The organism is Tenacibaculum sp. HL-MS23 (assembly GCF_032463465.1).
GTDB classification, from domain to species: Bacteria; Bacteroidota; Bacteroidia; order Flavobacteriales; family Flavobacteriaceae; genus Polaribacter; species Polaribacter bernardetii.
Map to the genome: position 1 here is coordinate 847541 of NZ_CP135989.1, position 25584 is coordinate 873124.

General features: G+C 30.5%; 26 protein-coding genes. 8 read left to right on the forward strand and 18 right to left on the reverse strand.

From position 1 onward, the window contains the following. The 7 genes from hisB to RRF68_RS03910 all read right to left on the reverse strand — a co-directional run bounded on the left by hisB (position 1) and on the right by RRF68_RS03910 (position 7984). A complete protein-coding gene (gene hisB / locus RRF68_RS03880) occupies positions 1-1134 on the reverse strand; it encodes a bifunctional histidinol-phosphatase/imidazoleglycerol-phosphate dehydratase HisB (protein WP_315945078.1) in 1134 nt (377 codons plus the stop codon). A gap of 68 nt (positions 1135-1202) precedes the next feature. Next, on the reverse strand, positions 1203-2231 hold the full coding sequence (gene hisC, locus RRF68_RS03885; RefSeq protein ID WP_315945079.1) for a histidinol-phosphate transaminase: 1029 nt from the start codon (positions 2229-2231) through the stop codon (positions 1203-1205). Beyond that, positions 2224-3510 carry a histidinol dehydrogenase gene (gene hisD, locus RRF68_RS03890; protein ID WP_275316204.1) on the reverse strand — a complete coding sequence of 429 codons (1287 nt, stop codon included), beginning with the start codon at positions 3508-3510 and terminating at the stop codon, positions 2224-2226. The genes hisC and hisD overlap by 8 nt, the downstream gene beginning before the upstream one ends. 12 nt (positions 3511-3522) lie before the next feature. Then, complete coding sequence (hisG, locus tag RRF68_RS03895; protein WP_315945080.1) at positions 3523-4380, reverse strand: ATP phosphoribosyltransferase; 858 nt, start codon at positions 4378-4380, stop codon at positions 3523-3525. A gap of 298 nt (positions 4381-4678) precedes the next feature. Continuing rightward, positions 4679-6451 carry a translational GTPase TypA gene (typA, locus tag RRF68_RS03900; protein WP_218772323.1) on the reverse strand — a complete coding sequence of 591 codons (1773 nt, stop codon included), beginning with the start codon at positions 6449-6451 and terminating at the stop codon, positions 4679-4681. Between the two features lie 67 nt (positions 6452-6518). Continuing rightward, positions 6519-6821: an LETM1 domain-containing protein gene (locus RRF68_RS03905; protein ID WP_315945081.1), complete on the reverse strand. Its 303-nt coding sequence runs from the start codon at positions 6819-6821 to the stop codon at positions 6519-6521. Continuing rightward, entirely contained in the window at positions 6821-7984 is a 1164-nt protein-coding gene (locus RRF68_RS03910; protein WP_315945082.1) for a proline dehydrogenase family protein, read from the reverse strand. Before RRF68_RS03910 ends, RRF68_RS03905 begins: the two co-directional genes overlap by 1 nt. 103 nt (positions 7985-8087) lie before the next feature. On the opposite strand from RRF68_RS03910, the gene aroB reads away from it, so the two are divergent. Beyond that, on the forward strand, positions 8088-9146 hold the full coding sequence (gene aroB / locus RRF68_RS03915; RefSeq protein WP_315945083.1) for a 3-dehydroquinate synthase: 1059 nt from the start codon (positions 8088-8090) through the stop codon (positions 9144-9146). Positions 9147-9186: 40 nt separating this feature from the next. On the opposite strand, the gene RRF68_RS03920 is transcribed toward aroB, so the two are convergent. The 4 genes from RRF68_RS03920 to RRF68_RS03935 form a co-directional block, all read right to left on the reverse strand. Then, the gene (locus tag RRF68_RS03920) at positions 9187-10056 is read right to left on the reverse strand and encodes a mechanosensitive ion channel family protein (RefSeq protein WP_315945084.1); all 870 of its coding nucleotides are present in this window, start codon (positions 10054-10056) and stop codon (positions 9187-9189) included. A gap of 59 nt (positions 10057-10115) precedes the next feature. Next, positions 10116-10619: a Dps family protein gene (locus RRF68_RS03925; protein ID WP_218772318.1), complete on the reverse strand. Its 504-nt coding sequence runs from the start codon at positions 10617-10619 to the stop codon at positions 10116-10118. A 240-nt stretch (positions 10620-10859) separates the two neighbouring features. After that, a complete protein-coding gene (locus RRF68_RS03930) occupies positions 10860-11408 on the reverse strand; it encodes a hypothetical protein (protein WP_315945085.1) in 549 nt (182 codons plus the stop codon). Positions 11409-11672: 264 nt separating this feature from the next. Further along, positions 11673-11834: a DUF1328 domain-containing protein gene (locus RRF68_RS03935; RefSeq protein ID WP_275316197.1), complete on the reverse strand. Its 162-nt coding sequence runs from the start codon at positions 11832-11834 to the stop codon at positions 11673-11675. A 313-nt stretch (positions 11835-12147) separates the two neighbouring features. On the opposite strand from RRF68_RS03935, the gene RRF68_RS03940 reads away from it, so the two are divergent. Continuing rightward, positions 12148-12777, forward strand: coding sequence for an SOS response-associated peptidase family protein (locus RRF68_RS03940; RefSeq protein ID WP_218772315.1), 630 nt, complete (start codon positions 12148-12150; stop codon positions 12775-12777). Between the two features lie 22 nt (positions 12778-12799). Here the strand turns inward: RRF68_RS03940 and RRF68_RS03945 are convergent, their stop codons facing one another. Then, positions 12800-13837 carry an AraC family transcriptional regulator gene (locus RRF68_RS03945; protein WP_315945086.1) on the reverse strand — a complete coding sequence of 346 codons (1038 nt, stop codon included), beginning with the start codon at positions 13835-13837 and terminating at the stop codon, positions 12800-12802. Positions 13838-13989: 152 nt separating this feature from the next. On the opposite strand from RRF68_RS03945, the gene RRF68_RS03950 reads away from it, so the two are divergent. Then, entirely contained in the window at positions 13990-14466 is a 477-nt protein-coding gene (locus RRF68_RS03950) for a hypothetical protein (RefSeq protein ID WP_315945355.1), read from the forward strand. A gap of 46 nt (positions 14467-14512) precedes the next feature. After that, positions 14513-14713, forward strand: a complete 201-nt coding sequence (locus RRF68_RS03955; RefSeq protein WP_315945087.1) for a hypothetical protein — start codon at positions 14513-14515, stop codon at positions 14711-14713. 36 nt (positions 14714-14749) lie between these two features. Here RRF68_RS03955 and bshA read toward each other — a convergent pair whose 3' ends face one another. The 4 genes from bshA to dnaB all read right to left on the reverse strand — a co-directional run bounded on the left by bshA (position 14750) and on the right by dnaB (position 19825). After that, the gene (gene bshA, locus RRF68_RS03960; protein WP_315945088.1) at positions 14750-15877 is read right to left on the reverse strand and encodes an N-acetyl-alpha-D-glucosaminyl L-malate synthase BshA; all 1128 of its coding nucleotides are present in this window, start codon (positions 15875-15877) and stop codon (positions 14750-14752) included. Positions 15878-16059: 182 nt separating this feature from the next. Beyond that, a complete protein-coding gene (locus RRF68_RS03965) occupies positions 16060-16905 on the reverse strand; it encodes a transketolase (protein ID WP_218772310.1) in 846 nt (281 codons plus the stop codon). 61 nt (positions 16906-16966) lie between these two features. Beyond that, complete coding sequence (locus RRF68_RS03970; protein WP_315945089.1) at positions 16967-18226, reverse strand: asparagine synthetase B; 1260 nt, start codon at positions 18224-18226, stop codon at positions 16967-16969. Positions 18227-18298: 72 nt separating this feature from the next. Beyond that, positions 18299-19825: a replicative DNA helicase gene (gene dnaB, locus RRF68_RS03975; RefSeq protein WP_315945090.1), complete on the reverse strand. Its 1527-nt coding sequence runs from the start codon at positions 19823-19825 to the stop codon at positions 18299-18301. 128 nt (positions 19826-19953) lie between these two features. On the opposite strand from dnaB, the gene RRF68_RS03980 reads away from it, so the two are divergent. The 4 genes from RRF68_RS03980 (at position 19954) to lysA (ending at position 24561) form a co-directional block, all read left to right on the forward strand. Beyond that, positions 19954-21024: a DUF3810 domain-containing protein gene (locus RRF68_RS03980; protein ID WP_315945091.1), complete on the forward strand. Its 1071-nt coding sequence runs from the start codon at positions 19954-19956 to the stop codon at positions 21022-21024. 7 nt (positions 21025-21031) lie between these two features. Beyond that, on the forward strand, positions 21032-21586 hold the full coding sequence (locus tag RRF68_RS03985) for a hypothetical protein (protein WP_315945092.1): 555 nt from the start codon (positions 21032-21034) through the stop codon (positions 21584-21586). Positions 21587-21615: 29 nt separating this feature from the next. After that, entirely contained in the window at positions 21616-22854 is a 1239-nt protein-coding gene (gene pepT, locus RRF68_RS03990; RefSeq protein ID WP_218772305.1) for a peptidase T, read from the forward strand. Positions 22855-23355: 501 nt separating this feature from the next. Beyond that, a complete protein-coding gene (gene lysA, locus RRF68_RS03995) occupies positions 23356-24561 on the forward strand; it encodes a diaminopimelate decarboxylase (protein ID WP_315945093.1) in 1206 nt (401 codons plus the stop codon). Between the two features lie 258 nt (positions 24562-24819). Here lysA and rplI read toward each other — a convergent pair whose 3' ends face one another. Continuing rightward, on the reverse strand, positions 24820-25266 hold the full coding sequence (gene rplI / locus RRF68_RS04000) for a 50S ribosomal protein L9 (RefSeq protein WP_315945094.1): 447 nt from the start codon (positions 25264-25266) through the stop codon (positions 24820-24822). A 15-nt stretch (positions 25267-25281) separates the two neighbouring features. Beyond that, positions 25282-25584 (reverse strand): 30S ribosomal protein S18, encoded by a 303-nt coding sequence (rpsR, locus tag RRF68_RS04005; protein ID WP_218772302.1) that lies wholly within the window; start codon positions 25582-25584, stop codon positions 25282-25284.

The window sequence follows — 25584 nt, forward strand, 5'->3', positions numbered from 1 at the left end:
CTATAGCGTTCCTTTGGTTGATGGTAAAATCATTTTACTAGTATCTCTCTTTACAGCTACTTTTATTGCTTTTGCAAAAGCTTTAAAAATTGCCTCTATTTTGTGATGCTCGTTTGTTCCTTCTGCTTTAATATTTAAATTACATTTTGCACCATCGGTAAATGATTTAAAAAAGTGAAAAAACATTTCTGTTGGCATTTTACCTACCATTTCTCTTTTAAAATCTGCTTCCCAAACTAACCAATTTCTACCTCCAAAATCAATAGCTACTTGCGCTAAACAATCATCCATTGGTAAACAAAATCCGTAACGCTCTATTCCTAACTTATTACCTAATGCTTTATTAAAAACCTCTCCTAATGCAATGGCTGTATCTTCAATAGTATGGTGCTCATCAACTTCTAAATCTCCTTTAACCTGAATATCTAAATCCATTTGCCCATGACGCGCAATTTGATCTAACATATGATCGAAGAAATCAATTCCTGTACTAATATTACTTTTTCCTGTTCCGTCTAGGTTTAATTGAATATCAATTTTGGTTTCGTTTGTATTTCTAACAATACCATCGGTTCTTTCTTCTAATTTTAAAAACTCATAAATAGCATTCCAATCACTACTTTCTAAAGCAATAAATTCGTCTAAATCACTTCTTTTTACCGTAATTTCATCGGTTCCTAAAAAAGTTTCATCATTGATGTAAATTCCTTTTGATCCTAAGTTTTTTGCCAATTCAATATCCGTTAAACGATCTCCGATTACAAATGAATTTGCTAAATCATATTCTTCAGAAAAAAACTTGGTTAATAAACCTGTATTTGGCTTTCTTGTTGGCTGATTATCTTTTGCAAAAGTGATATCAATAATTTCTTCAGAAAAAACAATTCCTTCGTCTTTTAAAGTTTTCATTACAAAATTGTGCACAGGCCAAAAACTATTTTCAGGATATACTTCGGTTCCCAAACCATCTTGATTGGTTACTAAAACCAACTCGAAATCTAACTCATTTGCAATTTTACTTAATCCTTGAAATACCTTCGGATAAAACTCTAATTTTTCGAATGAATCTGTTTGTTCATCTGCAGGTTCTTTAATTAAAGTTCCGTCTCTATCTATAAATAATACTTTTTTCATGTGTTTTCTTTTTATTAAAATCAATATTTTCTACTAAAATCTCTAGACTATGCTCAATGTGACAATAATTATATGATTGATTTTAATGCTGTAATTAGTTGTGTGTTTTCTTCTTTACTACCAACGGTTATTCGTAAACAATTGTTTACTAAACTATTTCTGTTACGCGTAATTATTTTTTTAACTACCAATGTATCATAAACTGCATTTGCATCGGTAACCTCTATCAAAATAAAATTAGCTTCCGTTGGGTATATTTTTTTGATAAGTTTTATATTCTTAAACTCATTCATTAAGCGATCTTTTTCGTTAATGATTGTGTTTTTATTCGCTTCGAACAAAGATATATTATCTAATGAAGCAATAATTGCTTCTTGATTTAAAGTACTAACATTATAAGGTGGCTTTACTTTATTATACAAATCTATAACGTTAGAATTTGCATAGGCAACTCCTACCCTTGCGCCTGCCAATCCCCAAGCTTTACTAAAAGTCTGACTTACAATTAAGTTCGGATAATTAGCCAATTGTGTTGCATACGAATCTCTTGTACTAAAATCGATATAAGCTTCATCGACAATTACCATTCCGTTAAAATTATCGAGAATATACTGAATAGTTTCATCCTCAAAACAATTTCCTGTTGGATTGTTTGGAGAACAAATAAATATAATTTTTACATCCTCCATATCTAAATATGGCTGTAACTGGTTTAAGCTTATTTGAAAATCATTTACCAAAGGTTGCTTAATTAACTCAACATCATTAATACTTGCTGATACATCGTACATACCATAAGTAGGCGAAAAAGTTAACGCTTTATCTTTACCTGGCTCACAGAAAATCCTGAATGCTAAATCGATTACTTCATCACTACCGTTTCCAATAAAAATCTGATTATTCTCAACGTTTTTTATAGTTGATAAACGTTCTTTAATTTTTGTTTGCTTCGGATCTGGATATCTGTTTAAAGTTCCAAACGGATTTTCATTAGCATCTAAATAAACCTCTGCTGCCCCTTTAAATTCATCTCTTGCTGATGAATATGCTTTTAACTTTTGAATGTTCTTGCGAACTATTTTTTCTAAACTAAACATTTTCAATATCTTTTAATCTTAATGTAACAGCATTTTTATGAGCCTGTAATCCTTCTGCGGCTGCCATTATTTCAATCGTTTCACCAATGTTTTGTATTCCTTCTTTGGATATTTTTTGAAACGTAATACTTTTTGTAAAACTATCTAAATTAACACCTGAATATGCTTTTGCAAATCCGTTTGTTGGTAAGGTATGATTCGTTCCTGAAGCATAATCACCAGCACTTTCTGGCGTATAGTTTCCTATAAATACCGAACCTGCATTGGCTATTTTGTCTATAAAAAAGTCATCATTTTTAGTTGCTATAATTAAATGTTCTGGTGCATAATCATTTACAAAATTAATAGCCTCATACTCATCTTTAATTAAAACAACTTTTGTGTTTTTTAATGCTTTTTCTGTAATTTCTTTTCTTGATAAATTAAGAAGTTGTGCATCTATTTCTTTTGATACTTCGGCAATTAAATTTAATGAATCTGACACTAAAACAACCTGACTATCTGCTCCGTGTTCTGCCTGACTTAATAAATCGGATGCTACAAATGCGGCATTTGCCGAGTCATCCGCCATTACTAATAATTCACTAGGACCAGCTGGCATATCAATTGCAATTCCGTATTGTGTTGCCAATTGTTTTGCTACTGTTACATATTGGTTTCCAGGACCAAAAACTTTAGATACTTTTGGTATCGTTTCTGTACCAAATGTAAAACTAGCTATGGCTTGTATACCACCAACTTTATATATTTTAGTTACTCCACAAAGTGCTGCCGTGTATAAAATAGCAGGATTAATTTCTCCTTTTTTATCCGGAGGAGAACATAAAATGATTTCTTTACAACCTGCAATATTCGCAGGGGTTGCTAACATTAATACGGTAGAAAATAACGGAGCAGTTCCGCCAGGAATGTACAATCCTACTTTTTCTATAGGCCTTTTTTCTTGCCAACATTGCACTCCTTTTGTTGTTTCTATCGCAATTTTTTCGGTTTTTTGAGCAGCATGAAAAATTTCAATATTTGCCTTTGCTTGTTGAATAGCATTTTTTAATTCTTTAGAAACTAAGTTTTCGGCATTTTTAATTTCTTCTGAACTAACTTCTAATGTTTCTAAATTTACACCATCAAAAAGGGCTGTATACTTTTTTACTGCAATGTCGCCTGACTCTTTAACTTGTTTGAAAATATCATCTACAGTTTGTGCTATATCTTCAACAGATTTTGTGGGTCTTTTTAATAACGATTCCCAATTATCTTTATTTAATTCTACTGCTCTCATCTACCTTAATTTTTAAACAACCATTTTCTCTATAGGACACACTAAAATACCTTCTGCTCCATTAAGTTTTAGCTCATCTATAATATCCCAAAACTCATCTTTATCTAATACTGAGTGTACAGAGCTCCAACCTTCTTCTGCCAACGGTAAAACTGTTGGACTCCTCATTCCTGGTAAGATATCTATAATTTTTTCTAATTTATCATTTGGCGCATTTAACAAGACATATTTAGAACGTTTTCCTTTTAAAACCGATTGAATTCTGAATTGTAATTTATTTAAAATAGCTTTTCTTTCTTCTGTAATTAATGGTGAATTAGCTAAAACTGCTTCTGAAGTTAATAATACTTCAATTTCTTTTAAACCATTTTTAAATAAAGTAGATCCGCTTGAAACGATATCACAAATTCCGTCTGCCAATCCTATATTTGGTGCAATTTCTACAGAACCATTAATGATGTGTAATTGTGCATCAATTTTATTTTTAGCTAAATATTTTTTAACCGTTTCTGGATACGAAGTTGCAATTCTTTTTAAGTTTAAATCTTTTAAAGAGTTTGCACTAGATTCTTTAGGAACCGCAATAGAAACCTTGCATTTAGAAAAACCTAAACGCTCTACAAATTCTAAATCATTTCCTTTTTCTATCAGTACATTTTCACCAATAATTGCAATATCAACGACACCGTCTCTTAAATACTGAGGAATATCTCCGTTACGTAAATAAAAAACTTCTAACGGAAAGTTACTTGCAGAAGCTTTTAGTTGGTCTTTACCATTATCTATAGAAATACCACAATCTTTTAAAAGTTGTAATGAATCTTGATTTAGTCTTCCTGATTTTTGAATGGCTATTCTTAATTTACTCATGTTGTTTTTGTTAATTTATTTGAGTAAATCTTAAGGTGTAGATAATTTCCTTTGTGGAAATAAAAAACCCGTTTGATTTACTCAAACGGGTTTAAAATATATGTTGATTTTATTCAATACATCTTTAGTTCGCCTGAGTGCAAATATGGTGATGATGATGATGTGCTTGAATAAAGTTCATTGTTCTTTTTTTGATAGTGCAAATATTTCACTTTATTTTAAAATACACAAGCTTTTTATATAAAAATAAAAACCACCTAAAATAGGTGGTTTTTATTTTTATATAATTAAAGCTAGATTACGCTTTAAATACAATTTTACGCATACGTAAGCTTTCTGGAGTAACTTCCAAGTACTCATCTGCCTTAATGTATTCCATATTTTCTTCTAAAGAAAAATCGATTTTTGGAGCAATTTTCATAGCATCATCTGTACCAGATTTACGCATGTTTGTTAATTGTTTTCCTTTAATTAAGTTTACAGCCATATCATCAGATTTACTGTTTTCCCCAATTACTTGTCCAATATAAATTTCTTGGTTAACATCAATAAAGAATTTACCTCTATCTTGTAAACGGTTTAATGCATATGCTGTAGCTTTACCTGTTGCTGCAGAAATAATTGCTCCTTTTACTTCTTCAGTAAAGTCTCCTTTATAAGGTCCGTACTCACTAAATCTATGGTTAATAATTGCTTGACCAGCTGTTGCTGTTAAAATTTTATTTCTTAATCCTATTAATCCACGAGAAGGTATTGTAAACTCTAAGTGTTGTAAATCTCCTTTAGGCTCCATAATCATTAAATCTCCTTTACGTAAAGAAACTAAGTTTACAGCTTTAGAAGCAACATCTTCTGGTACATCGATAGACAATGTTTCCATTGGCTCATGTTTCTTACCATCAATCATTTTAATAATTACTTGTGGTCTTCCCACTTGTAATTCATATCCTTCACGACGCATTGTTTCTATCAATACAGATAAGTGTAATACACCACGACCAAATACGTTAAACTTGTCTTCAGAATCTGTAGTTTCAACTTTTAAAGCTAAATTCTTTTCTAATTCTTTAAACAGACGATCACGAATGTGACGAGATGTTACAAATTTACCTTCTTTACCAAAGAAAGGAGAATTGTTAATAGTAAACAACATACTCATTGTAGGTTGGTCAATTTCTGTTCTTGGTAATGCTTCTGGGTTTTCTAAATCAGCAATCGTATCACCAATTTCAAATCCGTCAATACCTGTAATAGCACAAATATCTCCACAAGGAACTTTATCTACTTGAACTTTTCCCATTCCTTCGAATACGTGTAGTTCTTTAATTCTTACTTTTTTAGTTGTACCGTCAGCTTTACATAACATGTAATCTTTACCAGCTTCTAAATCTCCTCTAAAAACACGTCCAATAGCAATTCTTCCAGTAAAAGAAGAAAAATCTAAAGAAGTAATTTGCATTTGTGGAGTTCCTTCGTTGTATTTAGTTTCTGGAATAGATTCTAATACAGCATCTAGTAAAGGTACGATATTATCAGTTTCGTTTTTCCAGTCAGTACTCATCCAGTTATTCTTTGCAGAACCGTAGATGGTAGTAAAATCTAACTGCTCTTCAGTAGCTTCTAAAGCAAACATTAAGTCAAAAACTTTTTCGTGAACGATATCAGGAGTACAGTTTTCTTTATCTACTTTGTTAACAACTACGATAGGTGTTAATCCTAATTCTAAAGCTTTACCTAATACAAAACGAGTTTGTGGCATTGGCCCTTCAAATGCATCAACTAATAATAAAACACCATCAGCCATTTTTAATACACGTTCTACTTCACCTCCGAAATCGGCGTGACCTGGTGTATCAATTACATTGATTTTTGTGTTTTTATAGTTTACTGATACGTTTTTAGAAAGAATTGTAATTCCTCTTTCACGCTCTAAATCATTATTATCTAACAATAAATCAGTACGTTCTTTACGATCGTCTAAAACTTTTGCTTGATCTATAATCTTATCTACCAAGGTAGTCTTACCGTGATCAACGTGTGCTATAATAGCGATATTTCTAATTGGTTGCATTCTTGCTCGTTTTTTAAAGCTGCAAAAGTAGTGTATTAAAAATGAATACTATATAAATGTTGTAGAATTATTTTTTTTCGATTATATCTTCACCATCTACTCTAAAAGCACTTGGTAAAATATCCGGAATTAATTTTATTAATAAAGGCAACAGTAATGCGCCTCCAGGAAGCATAAACACAGTAAAAGCAGGTATGGCTTTACAAATATCTATTGTTTGCTCTTTTACCTTTGCTTTTTCTTCGTCTGTTAAGTTTGTGGTAATCGATTTTTTAATCAAAAAAACCAATTCTTTGCTTTCTTGAAGCTCTTGTGCTAATCGCTTTTTATTTATTTGAATAGCTTCCTTTATTTCGTCTACAGTACTCATTATAACTTACGACGTTTTCTTTCTGTTTTTAACAAGTTAAGTTCTCTTGATGTTTGTCCTGCTACCGATGTATTTTCTTCTGCTCTACGAATTAAGTAAGGCATAACATCTCTTACAGGCCCGAAAGGAACATATTTAGCTACATTGTATCCTTCTGCTGCTAAATTAAAGCTAATATGATCGCTCATACCGTATAATTGACCAAACCACATACGATTATCGTTTACAGCGATGTTGTATTCTTTAGATAAATCCATCAATAAACAAGAGCTTTCTTCATTATGAGTTCCTGCAAAAATAGCCATATTTTTATGCGCCATCATAAAGCGAACTGCCTCGTTATAATTAATATCTGTAGCTTGTTTATCGGCACATATGGGTGAATCGTACCCCTTCTCTTCTGCCCTAACTCTTTCTTTTTCCATGTAGGCACCACGAACTACTTTCATACCAATGTGGTACCCTTTTTGATGCGCTTTTTGATACAGATTACGTAAATAATCCATACGATCATGACGGTACATTTGTAATGTATTAAAAACAATTGCCTTGTCTTTATTATACGTTTCCATTAATTCCTCAATTAAATCGTCTGCAGCATCTTGCATCCAACTTTCTTCGGCATCTATTAATAACGGAACATCTTTTTCTACGGCTAATTTACAAACAGTATGAAAACGTTCTAAAACTCTAATCCATTCAGATTTCTCATCTACGGTTAATGCTTTTTTTTCTGATAACTTTTGATATAAAGCAAAGCGCCCAAAACCAGTTGGCTTAAAAACAGCATAAGGTATTGATTTTTTTTCTTTAGAAAACTGTATAATCTTTACAATTTTATTAAGTGCATCATCAAAACTTTCTTCTTCTTCTTTTCCTTCAACAGAATAATCTAATACACTATGAACATTGCCTTTTTCAAACATTTTATCAATTACCGGTAAACAATCATCTTCTGTTACACCTCCACAAAAATGATCGAAAACAGTAGAGCGAATTAACCCCTCAACAGGCAAGTGCGCTTTTAACGCAAAATTAGTTACTGCTGTACCAATGCGAACCATTGGTTGATTTTGTATCATTTTAAATAAAAAATAGGCTCTTTCTAACTCTGAGTCAGATTTTAATTTAAAAGCAGTTTCTGTATTATTAAAAAGTTTCATTACTGAAGTCTTAAAGTATTTTATTTGTAAAGACAAATATAAATTACCTGTATGATATATTTTAAATTTTTCTATTTATTTTCGCTGTAAATTAAAGATTAAAATGACTTCTATTAAAGCAGCAACATACCCTATTCATTTTAATGAAAAAGCGTATACTGAATTGGCGAATTTAATTCGCTTTAATAATTACTCTTCTATTTTTATATTAGTTGATGATAACACGCTTACTCATTGCTATCCTCGCTTTATGCCTTTACTAGAAACCGATAAAACTATTGAAGTAATTCAAATTGATGCTGGCGAAGTTCATAAAAATATTGAAACCTGTGTTGGTGTTTGGAATGTGATGACCGAACTTGGTGCAGACCGAAAAAGCTTACTAATTACTTTGGGTGGTGGCGTTATTACCGATTTAGGTGGTTTTGTTGCTTCTACTTTTAAAAGAGGAATTGATTTCATTAACATTCCAACCACATTATTAAGCATGGTTGATGCTTCTGTTGGTGGTAAAACTGGAGTTGATTTAGGTGTTTTAAAAAATCAGATTGGTTTGTTTGCAAATCCTAAAATGGTTTTATTAGATCCTGAATATTTACATACACTTTCTGCTCGTGAAATTAGGTCGGGAACTGCCGAAATTATTAAATACGGAATGACACACGATATTCGTTTGTTTAATGAAATTAAAGATAATGCCGAATTAAACATTGTAGATTTAATACACCGCTCTATAGAAATTAAAAACGAAGTTGTTTTAGAAGATCCTACAGAGCAAAACATACGTAAGGTTTTAAATTGGGGACACACCATTGGCCACGGAATAGAATCTTACTTTTTAGATACTCCTAATAAAGAAAACTTAACGCATGGTGAAGCCATAGCTATTGGTATGGTTTGTGAAACATATATTTCTTCTAAAATATTAAATTTCCCTTCGGATAAACTTAAAGAGGTTAAAAAAGCAATTCATGCTATTTATGGTAAAATTGAAATTAAAGAAGAAGACTTCTCTTCTATTACAGGATTAATGAAACATGACAAGAAAAATGTTGGAGGAGAAATTAACTTTGTGCTCTTAAAAAACTATGGTGACTTTCAAATAAACTGTAAAGTTCCCAATAAATTAATAATTGAAAGTTTAGAATACTATAACTCATAATAAAACAAAAAAGCGCAACTTAAGTTGCGCTTTTTTTGTTTTATTTAGTTACTGTTATTGGTATACTGTCTTGAGACCCATATAATTTAATTTCTGTAATATCTGCTGGCATATTTAAGCCATTTTTATTAATTACTCTTTTAACATTTTTAATTACATCACTTTTAACCTCTAATGCTGCTCGTTTATACTCTTTAGTTTTTGTCCAAAAAATAATCTTTAAATTAACAGTACTCACCCCTAAACTATCTAATGTAACAAAACACTGGTGTTCATCTGTGTTAATTACACCTTCAGTATTCACAACCGAATATATAATTACTTTTTTTGCTAAATCAACATCATCTTCATAATCAATACCTACGGTAAAATCTAATCGATAATAACCATCTTCTGTATAATTATAAACTGCTTTTTTAATAATATCACTATTCGGAATGTAAACATCTCTACCATCAAAAGTTTTAAGTTTTGTAAACCTAAATTCCATCATTTTTACTTTTCCGAATATATCACCAATCATTACCGTATCATTTACATCAAACGGTCGGTTAAAAGATAGAATTACTCCCGATATAAAATTTTCACCAATATCTTTAAAGGCGAATCCAATTATTACAGCACCTGCACCTGCTGCTGTTAATAAACCAGTTGCTATACCTCCTAAACCTGCTGCTCTAAGAGCTAACATTATCGTTAAAATAACCAACCCTGCTTTAACTGTTTTTGTTAAAAAATTAGTCATTAAAGGATCTTTAGTCCTTACAGAAATTGTTTTTCTGAAAACCTTAGCTATGGCGTTTGCAATTAAAAAACCTATTGTAATTATAAGTATTCCTATAAAAATATTGGGAACTTGTTGTATAAATTCATTCCAATATACTTGAATAGCGTTTTTTAATTTTATCATAATTTACTTTAATTATTAGTTTTGTTTTTTTGATTTATATTGTTGTTGATAAACAGTAGTTACGACAATACAATATCTTCTTTTAACTGCTCTACAGTGCTCTTAGTCCATGCGTTTAACATCCAACTAGTTTTTTCTAAAGAAGCAATATAACCTCCCATTAAATCAATCGTACCTTCATCTTCTGCCTCTTCTGCCCTTTTTATAATTAGAGACATTTGCTCTAATAAAACCTTATGATCGTCTAATAAGATATAAACCATATCTGTATCGGTTTGAAACGGACTTTCTTCTGAGATTGCTGCAATTTTTAAATACCTACTATATCTACTAATAGGATGGTATTGTAATGTTAAGATGCGTTCGGCAATTTCATCTATCTTAATTCTAGCATCGCCATACATTTCTTCAAATTTATTATGAAGTTCAAAGAAATTTTTTCCTACTATATTCCAATGAAAGTTTCTTAATTTTTGATAGTAAATATGATAATCTGCTAATAATTGATTTAATTCTTTTGCTACTGGTAAAACATTTTCATTCTGCATATTTAAATAACTCATATTGTTTTATTTTTAGATTAATATTTTTTTCTCCTACAAAAGTAAGTAGTTAAGCTACCGCCTGTTTGCTCATTTAATATCGATGCTTGCTCATATCATTTTCTCAAATTTTTAAGCATAAAAAAAGGATGAGTAAAACTCATCCTTTTCGAGATTTTCGTATTGAAATACAATACGGGGAGACCTCATTATTTTAATAAAATCAACTTTTAAATAAAAAAAGAGGTTCTATTGCTTACATTACATTTTAAATGTCTCGAAAATTGCATATTCTAATTTATTTGACTTTTTGTTTTTATATTCTATTATAAAATCGCCGTGCTTATTAAAATACCCTACTCCGTTAAAATCATTTCCCTCAACAATATAAAAATTATTGTTTATTGATTTTAATGCTTTCGCTGATGTAATATTTTTATCTTTTAATTTATAAGTAATTAATAAATCATCCTGATTGATTAAAAAATCATATTTTACATCTTTATATTTAAAGTATATAACTTTTGTTTTTGTATCGTAAAACGGATCTTTATCATTATCAACCATTATTGTTTTAGATATCGTAATAGGGCTATCTACCGTTTTTTGATTTAATTTATTTTTCTGATTAGGATCAAACTTTGTTTTTTGCGATTTTTCTGTAACAACCTTTACCTTAGTGTCGTATTTAACACCGTCTTTACCTACTTTTTGTGATTTTTCAACTTTTGTTGTCTTTACAACTTCTGTCTGTGAGTTTACTGTGGTAATTACTCCTACTAACAATAAACCTATGATTAAATTTTTCATTTTTAATATATTTTAAATTACAAGTGTTTTTTTGCTTAGCGCACACTTCTTAACACCTTTTTTCCTTTCTTTACTTTCTTTACTTTTTAAATAGCAATTTGCTACTATTCTCTTTTCACACTACAAAGATATTGGTAGTAATCAATTTTACTTTGCTCGTTTAAAGTCATTCTTTGCTCATATCCTGAATATTATTTACTTAAAATAAAAACAAAAAAATAAACATGCAGACCATGTTTATTCTTAAATAGTATATTTTATTTATTATAATTTTTTTCTTCCTGTAATAAGTGAAATAACAAAAAGAATTATAAAAATAAAGAAAGCAATTTTAGCAAAACTTGTTGCTGCACCCGCAATTCCACTAAATCCTAAAAATCCTGCAATTAATGCTATAATAATAAATGTGATTGTCCAACGTAACATATTTTTTTGTTTTATAGTTAATAATAATGAGTACAACTATTGTACACTACAAAATTACCTATAAGCTTAAATAACGCTTTACTCATTTAATTTGATTGTTGACTCATTTAAAAACATCTTCAAAAATTGAAATGAGCTAAGAACTGTTTCTATTGAAGTAAGAATACTCTACTCTTATATTTAAATTTGTTCATGTAAAATATTAACCAAGAAACGTGTGGGCATATTAAATATCTTTTTTTTAGAAAAGTAAATCACCTTTTACTAAATAATAGCCTTGTGTTTCTTTTAGAAGAATCTAAACACAACAATAATGAATTACAAACTATCTAACATAGCTACAAAAGAACGGATAAAGGACTTTACTAAATTACCTTTTAAATACCCTTACTTATATAAGCCTAAGCGAAAAATAAACGGACTTAAAGAACAAACTGTTAGTCTTATTACGACAGAGAACCCAACTATAATTACCCAAGGTATTTGGGGATTATTACCTCAAAATTACACCGAAAACTGGAGTAAATTTCAAAACATTAAAAATACACTGCACACAGATAAGTTAGAGATCAAAAAAAATATATTATTTAAAGAAGCATTATTAACTAGAAGGTGCTTGTTAATCGTTACAGGTTTTTATACCCATAAAGTCATAGATAATACCATTAAAAATTATTTGGTAGAGAAAAACAATCAAGAACCTTTTTATTTAGCTGGCATATACAATGTAACAAACGATGGTTTTATAACCTGTTCTGTTATAAACACAAAAAGCACTGAAGAATTAAACTCTTTTAATAATATTTACGAAGTTATGCCTTTACAAATACCTAAAATATTTAAAAGTATGTGGCTTAGTTCTGAAACAGATATTGATGAAATTGATTATTTAATTGACAATCCTTATGATACTAAACTAAATGTTCAAATAATAGCATCTTAACTATCTATTTTTTAAAAACTTGTTAACTTATTTTTATTTGACTTTCTTGTTTGTTTTTTAAAAACTCGCTAGGGCTAATTCCGTATTTTCTTTTAAAAATTTTAGAAAAATAACTTCTACTAGAAAAACCTATTGAATATACTATTTGCGAAATATTATTATCGGTATTGTTAATTAAGTCACGTGCTTCTTCTAAACGAACATGCCTTACATACTCTGTTACAGTTCTTGAAAAAAGTAATTTAAACCCTTCTTGAAGCTTAGCTTGTGGCAAACCTATTTCATTAGCTAAATCTTCTACATTATAATCTTCAGCTACATTTTTAAGTATTTTTTGCCCAACTTTTCTTACTAAACTAATTTCTTTTTTTGTTAAAGAAGTACTCGGTTTCTTATCCCTTTTTTCATCTTTATTATGCTGTTGCATATGTTCTGATAAAATTTGATATACGATCCCTTCTTTTATCAAAATGCGTATCATTCCTTTTTGTTTAATCCCATTATACTGCTTAATAAGATTCGCCATTTTTAAATTATAGGTACCAAAATAAGCAAAAACCTTTTCGTGTTGTTTATCATAAAAAACTTCATATAGTTTCTTATTCAACACCGAAGCATCATTTAATCTCTTCTTGATAAACATTACTCTATTAATTTGAATTAAATGCATTTGTATTTTTACATTCTTTTCAAAATATTTATAATTGTAACCCCCGTCTTTACTTGTTATAATAACCGATTGATATTGTTCTAGTTTTCTTTTTTTATTTTCTAGTTCAAACCTATGATAGCTATGACCTTCTGTGGTATATGTAAAATGAATCGGATTAAATTCAGAGGCATCTATAGCTATTGTAATATTATCTAAAAAAATAATATCATATTGTAATACACTTCCTCCCCATTCAAAACTTAAAAAAGTAATTTTTCCTTGTGCAAACTCATTATCAACCTCTAAAACATGCTCTCCCCATCTTTCTGTCATGGTTCCTCCAATTACTTCGTGCAACTGCTTAACCGCACCAGCAGTATCATTAGCTGTAATTTTTATAGTCTTCATTCGTTTTTTGGTATAAATTTACAGCTATTTATTATTAATATGTTAAATTGTGTTTAATTTTTTATTTCGGTATGAGCAAACATCAAAAACATATGAGCTAAACTCACTTGTAATGATGATGTAATTTTGTCTTGTAACAATAAAAAACATAAATAAATGAAAATTTTAAAAATAGTACTTATAAGTTCTTTCTTTTTTTAGCGTTAAACGCTAGCGCTCAGCAAATATCAAAAAACGCCATTGGTGTTAGAATTGGTGATAATGACGGATTTGGTGGAGAGCTTTCTTATCAACACTATTTAAAAGAAAATAATCGGTTAGAATTTGATTTAGGTTTTAGAAACTCAAAAAACGTTGATGCCTTTAAACTTGTAGGTTTATACCAATGGGTACACAAGTTAGATGGTAACTTTAATTGGTTTGTAGGTGCTGGTGCTGGTATTGGTTCTTACAACACTCCTGGAAACGATGGTTTTTTTGCTTTAGTTGCGGGTGATTTAGGTATCGAATATAATTTTCATATTCCATTAATTATGTCTTTAGATATTAGACCAGAACTAGGTTTAAATAATGAATATAGTGATGATTTAGATTTAGATATTGCCTTAGGTATCAGATACCAGTTCTAATCACAAAAAAAATAATTAACTCAACTAACCTTAAAATAAAAACATTATGGATAAGATTATCAAAACATTATTAATTATCTCAGGATTGGTATTAACAGCATACGGTGTATATAAAGTTATAGCGCCTGAAGCAACAGTAGATATTGGTATTGCAGAATTTAACTCTCAAGACAATAAGAAGGCTTATATTTCTTTAGCTGTTGGTATAGCTATACTAGTCATTTCTGGTTTTGTAAAAAAGAAATAAGTAAAAACTGCAACACATGGTGTTGCTTTTTTTTTGTTATTTTATGGAGCAACTTTTGTAAATATCCTCATAAATAGGTAATATTTTTTCTAAGGAAAATAACTTAATATGTTCTTTAGCATTTTCTTTAAACTTATTTAAAACTACATCATCTTTTAGTATTTTAATAGCATTTTTAGCCATATCATCCACATCACCTAAATTACTTAAATACCCTGTTTCACCATGAATATTTACTTCTGGTAAACCACCACAATTCGTTGAAATAACTGCTGTGCCAGCTGCCATAGCTTCTAATGCAGCTAAACCAAAACTTTCGGTTTCTGAGGGCAATAAAAAAACATCAGAATAACATAGTATTTTAGCAACTTCATTAGAGTTACCCATAAATAATACTTTATCTTCAATGTGTAGTTTTTTTGCTAATTTTTCAGCTTTTAAACGCTCAGGGCCATCTCCTACCATTAATAATTTTGAGGGTACTTCTTTTTGAATTTCATTAAAAATTTTAATCACATCATTGGTACGCTTCACTGGACGAAAATTACTAACATGCGTTAAAATTTTTTCTTCTGGTGTCGCTAAAGCAATCCTTTTACACTCATCTTGATGTGCTTTATTATATTTTTCGCCATCAATAAAATTATAAACTACTTTAATATCTTTTTCAATATTAAATAACCGCAAGGTATCTTCCTTTAAACTGTTAGAAACTGCCGTAACTTCATCCGATTTATTAATACTAAATTCTACAGCGGTTTTATACGTTGGGTGACTTCCTACTAAAGTTATATCTGTACCATGTAAAGTGGTTACCACTTTTATATTGACTCCTTTATCTTCTAACATTTTTTTTGCCATATATGCGGCATACGCATGTGGAATAGCATAGTGAACGTGTAAAACTTCTAGTTGATGTTTTTCAACTACTTCTACCATTTTACTAGACAATGCTAATTCATAAGGCTGATATTGAAATAATGGATATTCTTCTAAAACTACTTCATGAAAATGTAAACGGTGTGAGAAAAAATCTAATCGAACAGGTTGATTATAGGTTATAAAATGTACTTCGTGTCCTTTATCAGCAAGTGCCATTCCTAACTCTGTTGCTACTACTCCACTTCCTCCAAATGTAGGATAACATACAATTCCTATTCTCATATTTTTGTTTGATTATTACAGTAAGATTACAGACGTAAATTTACGGTATTACTTACGCTTTTTTGTGAATAAAAGCATAAAAAAAACGTCATTACGAACGAAGTGAAGTAATCTTATAACTTAAGATTACTTTCATACTTCCTAGCAATGACGTTTATAATATAAACTCTGAGTTTATTTTTTTAATAGTCTCCTAATGTTTCAGGGTTTTGAGCCAATGAAGAAGCTAATTGTTCATCGTTTGGAGCTTTACCGTGCCAAGCATGTGTATTCATCATAAAATCGATACCGTTACCCATTTCGGTGTATAATAACACACAAACTGGTTTTCCTTTACCTGTACGAGATTTTGCATCTGCCATTCCACTTAAAATAGCTTCCACGTTATTTCCCTCTCTTACTTCTAATACATCCCAACCAAAAGCTTCAAACTTTGCTTTTAAGCTTCCCATTGCTAGTACTTGATCTGTTGTACCGTCAATTTGTTTTTCATTTACATCAATAGTTGAAATTATATTATCAACTTTTTTTCCTGATGCATACATTGCTGCTTCCCAGTTCTGACCTTCTTGTAATTCACCATCACCATGCAATGTGTATACAATTTTATCATCTCCGTTTAACTTCTTTGCTTGCGCAGCACCAATAGCCACACTCATACCTTGTCCTAATGATCCTGATGCTATACGAATACCTGGTAGGTTTTCGTGTGTTGTTGGATGCCCTTGTAAACGAGAATCTAATTTTCTAAATGTTGCTAACTCTGCAACAGGAAAAAAACCACTATGTGCTAAAACACTATAATAAACTGGCGATATATGTCCGTTTGATAAAAAAAATAAATCTTCGTTATTTCCGTCCATTTTAAAATCAGTAGAATAATCCATGATTTCTTGGTATAAACAGGTTATAAACTCTGCACATCCTAAAGAACCTCCCGGATGCCCTGAATTTACTGCATGTACCATTCTTACGATATCTCTACGAACTTGTTGTGTAAAATCTTGAAGCTGTTGTGTTGTTGGCATTGTTGTTTTGTTTTGTATGAGCAAAAGTAACTGTTTAGAAAACAATTGCCAATTACTTTATTTAAGTTTTTTGCTTTTTCTTTTTTGCGGCAGGAAATAACACATTATTCAAAATTAAACGATATCCTGGTGAAGTTGGATGTAAATCTAACTCCGTTTTAGGATCTCCTACTCTATGCTGATAATCTTCAGGATCATGACCTCCATAAAAAGTAAACATACCTTTTCCTTTGGTTCCGTGAATATATTTACCTTCTCCGTTGGTTTTATTTTCTCCTAAAATCATTACGGTAGATTTAACAGTACTACGATCAAAAGAAGTTGTTTGTCCCATAAATGCTTTTACCAATTGTGTGTGATTTTGCGTTAACATGGTTGGCACTTGATCCCATTTTGCTGAGAACTCTCCTAATGTAAAATAATCAACCTCTTTTTTAATTCTGCGTTTACGAGTCATATCAATAGACGAAAACTCGTAAGTTGTTGGATTACGAATCAATTCAAAATCCTTAAAAGCAAAGCTTTTATTAAAATCTATTTTAGATTGATAATTTGGTTCTGAAGCATCACCATCAAACATTCCTTCTGCAATATCTACTCCATCTGCAGCCAAGGCAATATCAAAACTATCGGTTGCAGAGCACATGGCAAACATAAATCCGCCACCAACTACGTAGTCTCTAATCTTTTTTGCTACTGCTCTTTTTTCTTCTGATACTTTAGTGTAGCCTAATTTTTTAGCCAGTGCTTCGGCATCTTTTTTCTGTTGAATATACCAAGGTGCCGTTCTAAAAGCACCGTAAAAACGACCGTACTGACCCGTAAAATCTTCGTGATGTAAATGCAACCATTCATATAGTAATAACTTATCGTTTAATACTTCTTCATCATAAATTACATCAAACGGAATTTCAGCATAAGACAGCACCATCGTTACAGCGTCATCCCAAGGCATTTTACCTTTTGGTGAATACACGGCTATTTTGGGCGCTTTTTCTAAAGTTACTGCTTCTTGATTTTTTGAAGGCGATGAAATTTCTTCTAAAATTAATGCTGATTTAGCATCTGAGATTATTTGGTAAGAAACTCCGCGTATTTTACATTCTTTTTCTACAGATTCATTGTTTTCTATTAAAAAAGCACCTCCTTCGTAATTTAACAACCATTTTGCTTTTAACCCATTTTGCAATGCGTAATAAACAATTCCGTATGCTTTTAAATGATTTTTCTGATTCTCATTACTCATCGGAACATAAATAAAGGATGCCCAAATAGAGTTTGAAAAAAGAATAAAAGTAAGTAGATATAATATTTTCTTCATAATCAAAAACTAAAATACACAATTACTCAGTAGCAATTGTGTATTTATTATAATTTATAAATTGTTTAAGTTTTAAAACGGAACATCATCATCACTTGGCCCGAAAGCATCTTCTGGTGATGCAAAATTACTAGAAGCTACATCAGTATTAAATCCAGATTCTGCACCTGAGTTCATACTCGATTGAAACTCACTACTAATACCTTCTTCTAAATCTGAGAATAAAGCTAAATGCCCTGTAAATTTTAAACGGATATTATCCATTCCCCCGTTACGGTGTTTTGCAACAATAAATTCTCCTTGCCCTTCACATGGTGAATGATCATCATCATCCCACTCTGTCATACCATAATATTCTGGTCTAAAAATAAACGATACAATATCTGCATCCTGCTCAATTGCTCCAGATTCACGTAAATCTGATAATAACGGACGCTTAGAGCCTCCACGAGTTTCTACCGCACGAGATAACTGAGATAATGCAATAACCGGTATACTTAATTCTTTTGCTAATGCTTTTAAGTTACGCGAAATAGTTGATATTTCTTGTTCACGGTTTCCTCCTGCTCCACCAGCGGTCATTAATTGTAAATAATCAATTACAATAATTTTCACATTGTGTTGCGATACTAAACGACGTGCTTTTGCACGTAAATCAAATATTGAAAGTGCCGGAGTATCATCAATAAAAATAGGAGCATCAGAAAGTCTTTTAACCTTTACATTTAGCTGTTCCCATTCATGTGGTTCTAAATTTCCTTTACGTAGTTTTTCTGATGTTAACCCTGTTTCAGAAGAAATCATACGCGTAATTAACTGTACTGATGACATCTCTAAAGAAAATACTGCTACGGCGTGGTTAAAATCAATCGCCATATTTTTAGCCATCGAAATTACGAAGGCCGTTTTTCCCATACCTGGACGGGCTGCTATAATTATTAAATCGGATGGTTGCCACCCCGATGTTAGGGCATCTAATTTAGTAAACCCGGTAGCCAAACCACTCATTCCTTCTTTACCAGAAATCTCTTGTATTTTACTAATAGATTGTTGCACTAAAGAATCGGCTCTTTCAGCCCCTTTCTTAAGGTTTCCTTGTGTTACTTCGAATAATTTACCCTCGGCATCGTCTAATAAATCAAAAACATCAACGGTTTCGTTGTAAGCACTTTCTATTATTTCAGACGAAATTGTAATTAATTTTCGCTGAATATATTTTTCTAATATAATTCTTGCGTGAAACTCAATATGCGCCGAAGAGGCTACTTTTTGAGTTAAGCCTATTAAGAAAAAATCACCTCCTGCTAAGTCTAACTTTCCGTTTTTCTTTAACTGATTAGATACCGAAAGTAAATCAATCGGTTCTGAATTTTGAAAAAGCGTATAAATAGCATCATATACCTCTTGGTGTCTTTTATCATAAAAAGAATCAGGTTTAAGGATATCAATTATCTCATCGATTCCTTTTTTATCAATCATCATAGCACCTAAAACAGCTTCTTCTAATTCTAAAGCTTGTGGTGGTAATTTTCCTTTTTCAAGGCTAATAATTTTAGCCTTGTCTGTTTTATTTCCTCTAAGAGATTGAGTTCTTTCCATAACTGCAAATGTAATTTTTTAAGCTGATACTTCTAGGAGCTATCTTTAACTTTCTTTATACACAAATTTTGTAAACAAAACTGTTATTAACTTGTTGATAACGTACTAACTTTCTTATTTTTGATGTTATGCAGTACAATAAAAAACAGCTTATAATAGCTTTAACTTTACCTTTTCAAATATTATTTGTGCATTTCTTTAGCCAAAAACCTCAATGGGTAGAGCAATATTATAGCACAGGAATATATCCTTATATTTCTAATTTTTTTCGTTTTATTTTAGGATGGATTCCTTTTTCATTTGGTGATTTTTTAGGTTTTTTATTGATATTCTTGTTCATTAAAGCTATTTATCAATTAATTAAAAACCGATTTAAAAATAGTATCCTGTTGCTTCTAAAGTTTATAACGACTTTATCTATTGTTTATTTTTGTTTTTATACCTTTTGGGGATTCAATTATTTTCGCGAGCCTTTGGCTAAAAATTTAGGCTTGCAACAATCAACTTACACAACCGAGCAATTGGTTGAAACTACGCAACAAATTGTTTTAGAATTAAACAAAATACATTTACAAATTACCAATAATGATTCTGTAAAAGTTACCGTTCCTTATTCTCAAAAAGAAATTTATCAATTAGCTACCAATGGCTATAAAAACTTAGCTTTTATTTATCCGCAGTTATCGTATAAAAATCCTTCTATAAAAAGTTCTTTGGTGAGTTTGTTTCAATCTTATAACGGTACCGCAGGTTATATAAATCCGATTACAGGTGAAGCACAAATAAATGATATGATTCCTAAAACCGGATATCCATCAACCACTTGTCATGAAATGGCGCATCAAATTGGTTGGGCTGCAGAAAATGACGCAAATTTTGTTGGGTTCTTAGCTGCTATTAAAAACGACGATTTATACTTTAAATATTCTGGATACAGAATGGCGTATAATTACTGTATCGGTCAAATTTATAGGCGAGATAAAAAGTTGGCATCAGAAATTAAGAAAACGGTAAATATCGGCATTTACAAAGATTATAGAGATAGTTATTTACATTGGAAACAATTTGAAAATCCTATTGAGCCTTATTTAAAAAAAGGTTATAATTCTTATTTAAAGGCAAACAATCAATCAAAAGGAATAAAATCTTACAGTTATGTAGTAGATTTGTTAATCGCTTATTTTAAACATCAGAAATAGAAAAAAAATGAAAAATATCGTAACTGTTTTAGTGTTAATTTTAATGATTTCTTGTAATTCATTTCCCGATTTAAAAGAAGAGTTTCCTTGTAAAGAAACTAGTTTTTATGATAATCTTAAAAAAAGTGAAGACGTTAGAAATATGTTTAGTGTACAGTTTCCAGAAAACTGGAAGGTAAACTTATATTATGACAATACTAAAACATCCATCTATGCTGCCGATACAACTATTAGTGTAACAAAAACAACACTTATGGATGTTACTTTGGTGCATAAAACTGTTTTTTTAGACAATACTTTTAAGCAGAAAATTACGGATGACAATAAAAAAATGGGCTTATCAGAAATTAAAACAAATGATGTAAATATTCTTAACAAACCTTCTTATTACAGTTATGCTGAAGGAAAAAAAGGCAATTATTCGTATCATATATTAAACACATTTACTAAAATAAACGAAGACAACTTCTTACATGTTAAAACCGAAGTTTATGGAGATTCTTTAGTAGATGAACGAATTTGTAAAGCCCTAAATTTAATTAACAAAACACAACTGAATTAGTTACTTTTGAAATGCTAAAAAATACAACAATGAACAAACAACATATCATCAATCGATTTATAAAATATGTAACTATTGATACTGAAAGTGACCCAAATAACCCCGCTTTTCCGAGTACCGAAAAACAATGGGATTTGGCAAGAGTTCTTGAAAAGGAATTGGTAGAAATAGGAATGGAAGACGTTGATTTAGACGAAAACTGTTACCTAATGGCTACGCTTCCTAGCAATTTAGATTACGAAGTGCCAACTATTGGTTTTGTGGCACATATAGATACAAGTCCTGATTTTACTGGTGCGAATGTAAAACCACAAATCCATGAAAATTACGACGGAAAAGACATTATTTTAAACAAAGAGCAAAACATTGTATTGTCTCCTGATTATTTTGATGACTTGTTACAATACAAAGGGCAAACTATCATTACTACTGACGGAACAACACTATTAGGAGCCGATGATAAAGCTGGTGTTACCGAAATTGTTTCTGCGATGGAATATTTAATTCAGCACCCAGAAATTAAACACGGTAAAATTAGAGTATGTTTTCCTCCGGATGAAGAAGTTGGTAAAGGTGCTCATATGTTTGATGTTGAAAAATTTGGAGCTAAATGGGCGTACACCATGGATGGAAGTCAGATTGGTGAGCTAGAATATGAAAATTTTAATGCAGCTGGTGCTAAAATTACAATAAATGGTAAAATAGTTCACCCAGGATATGCAAAAGGAAAAATGATTAACTCGATGACAATTGCTAGCGATTTAATCAACGCAATGCCTGCGAATGAAGTACCTGAAAAAACGACTGGTTATGAAGGTTTTTTCCATTTACACCACATGGAAGGAAAGGTTGAGCAAACAGTTTTACAATATATTATTAGAGATCATGATATGGAGTTGTTTAAAAATCGTAAGCAAGCCATGTTAGATTTAGTTTCGGTAATGAATACGAAACTAGGTAAAGACTTAATTGAAATTGAAATTAAAGATCAATACTACAATATGAAAGAAAAAGTAACTCCGGTTATGCATATTGTTGATATTGCTGAAGAGGTTATGAATGAAATGGGAATTAAACCATTAATTAAACCAATTAGAGGTGGTACAGATGGTTCTCAATTATCTTACAAAGGGTTACCTTGCCCGAATATTTTTGCAGGCGGACACAACTTTCACGGACGTTACGAATATGTACCTGTTGAAAGTATTTTAAAAGCTACCGAAGTAATTGTTGGTATTGCAGAAAAAGTATCGGTAAAGTTTAAATAAACTTAAGTATATAAAAAACAAAAAACTCTAGCTAATGCTAGAGTTTTTTTTACGATATTATCTACCCCTACAGAAAATATCGTAAAGATTGAAATAAAGCCCCTTAATTCTTTATTTCATTACAAAAATGACACTTTTTTTGTGTATAAATGAAAGGAAAAACACCTTTTATTAAATATAAAACACTTAAATACAACACACGTTACTACTTACTACTTATAACTTATACAAAGCGAAAGCTCTAATGCTATGCACTAGAGCTTTCTTACAATGATATTATCACCCCTTATAGAAAATATCATTCAATTTGAAATAAATCCCCTTATTTTTATTTCACTACAAATATGTGATTTTTATTAGTATTTTTTTTTAGGAAAACCACCTTTTACCCCCTGATAAAACCCTTTTTTTTTACAAAAAAACTAGATTTGTATATTTTTTATAAATAATTTGCTGAAAAAAATTGCTTCTCTACATTTGGTGCTTCTAATAACTAATAAAATGAATAGAGAAGAATTAATAAATTTAGCAACAAAGCACGGATCACCTCTTTATGTATATGATACCGAAAGAATAATACATCAATATAAAACTATTACAAGTGCTTTTTCTAAAGTTAAAAATTTAAAGATAAACTACGCTGTTAAAGCATTATCTAACGTTAATATCTTAAAGGTTTTTAATACATTAAAAAGCGGACTAGATACCGTTTCTATTCAAGAAGTTAAACTAGGTTTACATGCTGGTTTTAAACCCAAGGACATAATTTATACACCAAACGGAGTTTCTTTACAAGAAATTGAAGAAGTAGCTAAATTAGGCGTTCAAATTAATATTGATAATTTATCTATACTTGAGCTATTTGGACAAAAACACCCAAAAGTGCCTGTTTGTATTCGCATAAACCCACATATTATGGCTGGTGGAAATAGTAATATTTCTGTTGGACATATCGATTCTAAATTCGGAATATCAATTCACCAAGTTCCTCACATAAAAAGAGTTGTTGAAAATACCGGAATGCGTATTAATGGTATTCATATGCATACTGGTTCTGATATTTTAGATATTGATACTTTTTTAAGGGCTACCGAGATTTTATTTGATGTAGCCAAAAAATTTAAAAATATTGATTTTATTGATTTTGGTAGCGGATTTAAAGTCCCTTACAAAAAAGATGATATTTCAACTGATATTATTGAGTTAGGAGAGAAATTATCTATTAGATTTAATGAGTTTTGCAAAGAGTATGGCAAAAATATTGCTTTAATGTTTGAACCTGGAAAATATTTGGTGAGTGAATCTGGTTATTTTTTAGCAAAAGTTAATGTTATTAAACAAACAACTTCTACTGTTTTTGCTGGTATTGACAGCGGAATGAATCATTTAATTCGTCCGATGCTTTACAATGCATATCACCATATAGAAAATCTCTCTAATCCGAAGGGAAGAGAACGTTTTTATAGTATTGTTGGTTACATATGTGAAACTGACACTTTTGGTTCTAACAGGCGTATTAATGAAATATCAGAAGATGATATTTTATGTTTCCATAATGCTGGTGCTTATTGTTACTCAATGGCATCTAATTACAACTCTAGATTTAAGCCTGCAGAAGTTATGATTTATAAAGGTAAAGATTATGTTATTAGAAAAAGAGAAACTATGGATGATATTCTAAGAAATCAAGAAGAAGTTATATTTTAGATAAACTCTGATCTTAACAGATCAGAGTTTATCTAAAATATAATCAACCCCTCAAAAGACTATATTTTAAAGTACTGTAATAAAGTCCCCTAACTTTAATTACAGTACAAATATCAATAATTCCTATAGTAAAAACTGTAGGTAAATCCCCTTTTTTAGCATTAAATTTATTCAACTCTTTTTATCATAGTTTTTTAACCATAAAAAAAGCCTACTCGAAATGAGTAGGCTTCTTATTATAATTGTTTTAAAGTATTACTATTCAGCAACAACTTCAAATACGATATCAGCAACTACAGATCTGTGTAAACGTACAGCAGCATTGTATTTACCTAATCTTTTTACACTACCTCCGGTAACTTTGATATACTTCTTATCAATTACAGTACCAGCTTTAGCTAAAGCTTCAGCAACATCAATGTTATTTACTGAACCAAATAACTTATCACCAGAACCTACTTTAGAAGTAATTTTTAATTCGTATCCTTTAACAGTTTCAGCTATTTTACTAGCATCTTCTACTAATTTAGCTTCTTTAAAAGCACGTTGCTTTAAGTTTTCAGCTAATACTTTTTTAGCTGAAGAAGTAGCTAATATTGCGTATCCTTTAGGAATTAGGCTGTTACGACCATAACCATTCTTTACAGTTACAACATCGTCTTTAAAACCTAAGTTTTCCACGTCTTGTTTTAATATCAATTCCATGTCTCTACTTCTTTATTATTTTAATAAATCACCAACGTATGGCATTAAAGCTAAATGACGAGCTCTTTTAATAGCCTGTGCAACTTTACGTTGATATTTTAATGATGTTCCTGTTAAACGTCTTGGTAAAATTTTACCTTGTGCGTTTACTAAATACATTAAGAAGTCTGCATCTTTATAATCGATGTACTTAATATCGTTCTTTTTAAAACGACAGTACTTTGCTTCTTTTTTTGTTTCGATATCAAGCGGAGTTAAGTAACGTACTTCACCTTGCTTGTTTCCTTTTGATTGTTGTTCTATTGTAGTTGACGCCAT